The organism is uncultured Polaribacter sp. (assembly GCF_947497125.1).
GTDB lineage: Bacteria > Bacteroidota > Bacteroidia > Flavobacteriales > Flavobacteriaceae > Polaribacter.
This window is the reverse complement of the sequence record NZ_CANMFI010000011.1, coordinates 1-3,716: the sequence shown is the minus strand read 5'-3', so window position 1 is coordinate 3,716 and position 3,716 is coordinate 1. Positions and strand designations below refer to the sequence as shown.

The window sequence follows — 3,716 nt, the reverse complement described above, 5'->3', positions numbered from 1 at the left end:
ATACATATTGCCAGAAGCATCAAAAACGTTCCCTGCTGGCCAACTAATAAATTCAGAAGGTATTTCATATTTAGGATCATACGCTGCTTCTCCAACATAAGTTGTTACTGAATATACTGGCGAATATTGCTCAATAAAATACGTAGCTCCATTTTTAATAGCAGTGGTATTTGCTAATGGAGAGCCACCCGTTTCGGAAGTATACCATTTTGGAACACACCCAGAAGTTAAAGACAACGGTATACCAGCTAATGTAGTATTTTCTGCATTTACATCTTGTGGGCTATTACTTACTTTTTTTACTGTAACCGCAAAACGTTTTACACTTTCTACACCTCCAACAGTTTGGCTCGCATAGTAAGTAGTAGCATCTTCTAAAACTGTTGTTAATGCTAAAGCACTACCTCCAGTAGCTGTTGCATACCATTGTATATTGTCTCCAGATACTGTTAAAGCTTCTAAGGTTTTGTCTCCTGCATAAATTTGTGTAGACAAACCTGTTGGGGGTGCTATTCCGTTTAAAACATCAATAGCTACTCGATTAGAACGACTTTTGCCTTCCATTAAACGAATAGTATTATCATCTAAAATATAGTAATTGCCTTGAGGGTTTTTAGTAATATTAAATGGATCTAAAAAACTAGCATTGGTTCCTTCACCATCTGTAAGTTGATTATCTCCACTACCTGCTATAGTTGTAACTTGTTTGGATGTAAGGTTTATTTTTCGAATATTTAAATTGTCTTCATCTACTACTAAAAGATTCCCTTGCCCGTCTAAAAGAAGATTAGTTACATTTCCAAAACGTGCTTCAACTCCAATACCATCTGTTGTGCCTCTTTCATAATCATTTCCTGCAACTAATTCTATAACACCTGCAATAGTCCTTTTATAGATAGTTATACCACCATCTCTTACAAAGTAAAAAGTACCCGCTGCATCTCTTACAAATACACTATTACTATCAAAATCTGTAAATAGAGTACTTACTACACCGTCAGATGTTATTTTTCTTACTTTAGGGTCTTCACTTTCAAAAACATATAAATTATTTAAAGCATCTATTTCCATAGAAACAGGGTAGTAAAAGCTTGCTGCAACTCCTGTACCGTCATCGTCTCCATTTTCACCACTTCCTGCAAAAACAGAAACCGTACCATTGGGTAATATTTTAAATATTACGCTTAAGCTATTATCTACTAAAAAAAGATTTCCATTAGAGTCAATTACCATATCAGTAATCCACCCAAAACCTTGGTCTGTTTCTACCCCATTTGCATCTAAAAAAACACCATTCCCATTGCCTACCAAATAAGAAATTTCTTGACCTGGTGTTATCTTTAAAATAATTTGTTTATCAGGGTTATAAAGCTCTATTAATACATATAAATTACCAGAAGCGTCAGTTACTACTTCTTGTAAAGAATAACTTGTATCCTCTAAAAAAGAACCTAAACTTTCTTCTGTAAGAAAAGTACTAACGTCTGGCGAAGTATTAATATTTATCGAATGCTGCTCTACAAAATAAGTACCTGAGGTAACTTCCTGCTCACCATCTAATACCTCACTTGAACTTGCAGAAGCATACCATTTGGCTTCATATCCATCAGTTGGGGTGGTTGCTAAATCTGCTATTGTATTTGTGTTATTTGAACTAATAATTTGCTGTGCCACACTAATTTGCTGCACGGTAACAGCCAATCTGCTGGTACTTTCAACTCCACTTATTGTTTGACTTGCGTAGTATGTAGTACCGCTAACTAATGTTGTTGAAAGTGGTAGTGGATTTCCTAAAGATGCTGCAGCATACCATTGTATTTCTGTGCCAGCAACCATTAAAGACGCTAAAGTTTTATTTCCTGCATAAATCTGCAACTCGTAAGAAGTTGTAGGGGCTGGTGTTACAAAGTTTACAGTGACACCAGCACGGTTGGAAGATTCTGCCGACATAAACATTTTAAGTATTCTATGATCATCATCTGAGATGTAAAGATTGCCTACTGCATCAAACAGAATCCCTCGTGGGTTATCAAAACTAGACAAAACTCCAATTCCTGTCTGAAAATCATTATTTTCATTACCGGCAATAGTGGTCACCGTTCCAGAAGGTGTTATTTTACGAATACGGTTGTTATCTTCGTCTGCAACATATAAATTTCCTGCTGGGTCGATTGTGATTCCTTGAATATAGTTAAAACGAGCATCCTGACCATCACCATCCTGGTAACCTGCATCTTCACTTCCTGCAAGAATACTTACCTCTCCTTCTTGTGTTACCTTACAAACCCGATTTTCTGCAGCTACATATAAATTCCCAACTGCATCTACAACAATTCCTTTTGGATTGCCTGAGATGGCCTCATCTGACAAAAGAGTTGTAACTTCAGCCCTAGTAGTAATTTTTCTAATTGTACTATCTTCTGAAGTAACATACAGCACATCATTAGCATCAATAGCAATATTATTTAAATACAAAAATTCAGCATTAGAACCAGTACCATCAGAAGAACCATCTGTTCCACCAGCAAAAGTACTTACCATGCCTGATGGAGTAATTTTACGGATGGCATAATTTTCTTGATCTACAACAAATAAATTACCATGGGTATCTATAGCAATATCTCTTGGATAATAAAAACTAGCCGCAGAGCCTTGTCCGTCTGTAAAACCATCAGTTCCAGATCCTGCAAAAGTAGAAACCACTCCACTTGGGGTAATTTTACGTATTACATGATTATCCTCATCAGCCACATAAAGGTTTCCATCGCTATCAAAAGCCATGCCACTTGGATCATCAAAACTGGCATTTGTTCCTGTACCATTTACCAAATCGTCATCTCCATTACCTGCAAAAGTACCTACATAATTTTCTGGGACTGTTTGTGCTACAAAATACGTAGCTCCATTTGTAATACCTGTAGTATTTGCCATTGGAGAGCCACCATTTTCAGTAGCATACCATTCTGGTGAGTAATTTAAAGTTAAAGACAACGGTACACCAGCTAATGTAGTATTTTCTACAGGTACATCTTGTGGATAATTACTTACTTTTTTTACTGTAACCGCAAAACGTTTTACACTCTCTTCACCTCCAACAGTTTGGCTCGCATAGTAAGTAGTAGCATCTTCTAAAGCTGTTGTTAACGCTAAAGCACTACCTTCAGTAGCTGTTGCATACCATTGTATATTGTCTCCAGATACTGTTAAAGCTTCTAAGGTTTTGTCTCCTGCATAAATTTGTGTAGACAAACCTGTTGGGGGTAGTATGGTAAAAACTGCGGTAACCGCGACCCTTTCACTCTCTAAATCATCAATGGTCTGTGTAACGTAATAAGTGGTTCCATTTACCAAATTGGTCGTTAATGACAATGTATTGCCATCTTCCGAAGCGTCGTACCACTTAATGTTACTCCCTGGTACTTGAATATCTGCAAGCGTACTTTCTTCATAATATAAAAATGTAGAGGCTCCTGCCGGTTTTTCAGTTACCAAATTTACTGTAATTGCAATTCTATTTGAAGTTGTAGCTCTAGTAGTAATTTTTCGGATAGCATCATTACTGATATCAGAAGCATATAAATTGTCTTGTGCATCTATGTTTAGGTGATAAACAGAACCAAATTGAGTATTTAAGCCAACACCATTTAAAAAACCACGTTCTCCAGTTCCAGCTACTGTTGTTACTTCACCATTTGGCGTAATTTTACGGAGTGTAA

Annotated in this window: 1 protein-coding gene; it reads right to left on the bottom strand. The window is 36.6% G+C overall.

Annotated elements, in window-relative coordinates; genetic code table 11:
- On the bottom strand, window positions 1-3,716 hold a 3,716-nt coding region (locus Q0678_RS11645), incomplete at both ends, for a hypothetical protein (RefSeq protein ID WP_299058067.1).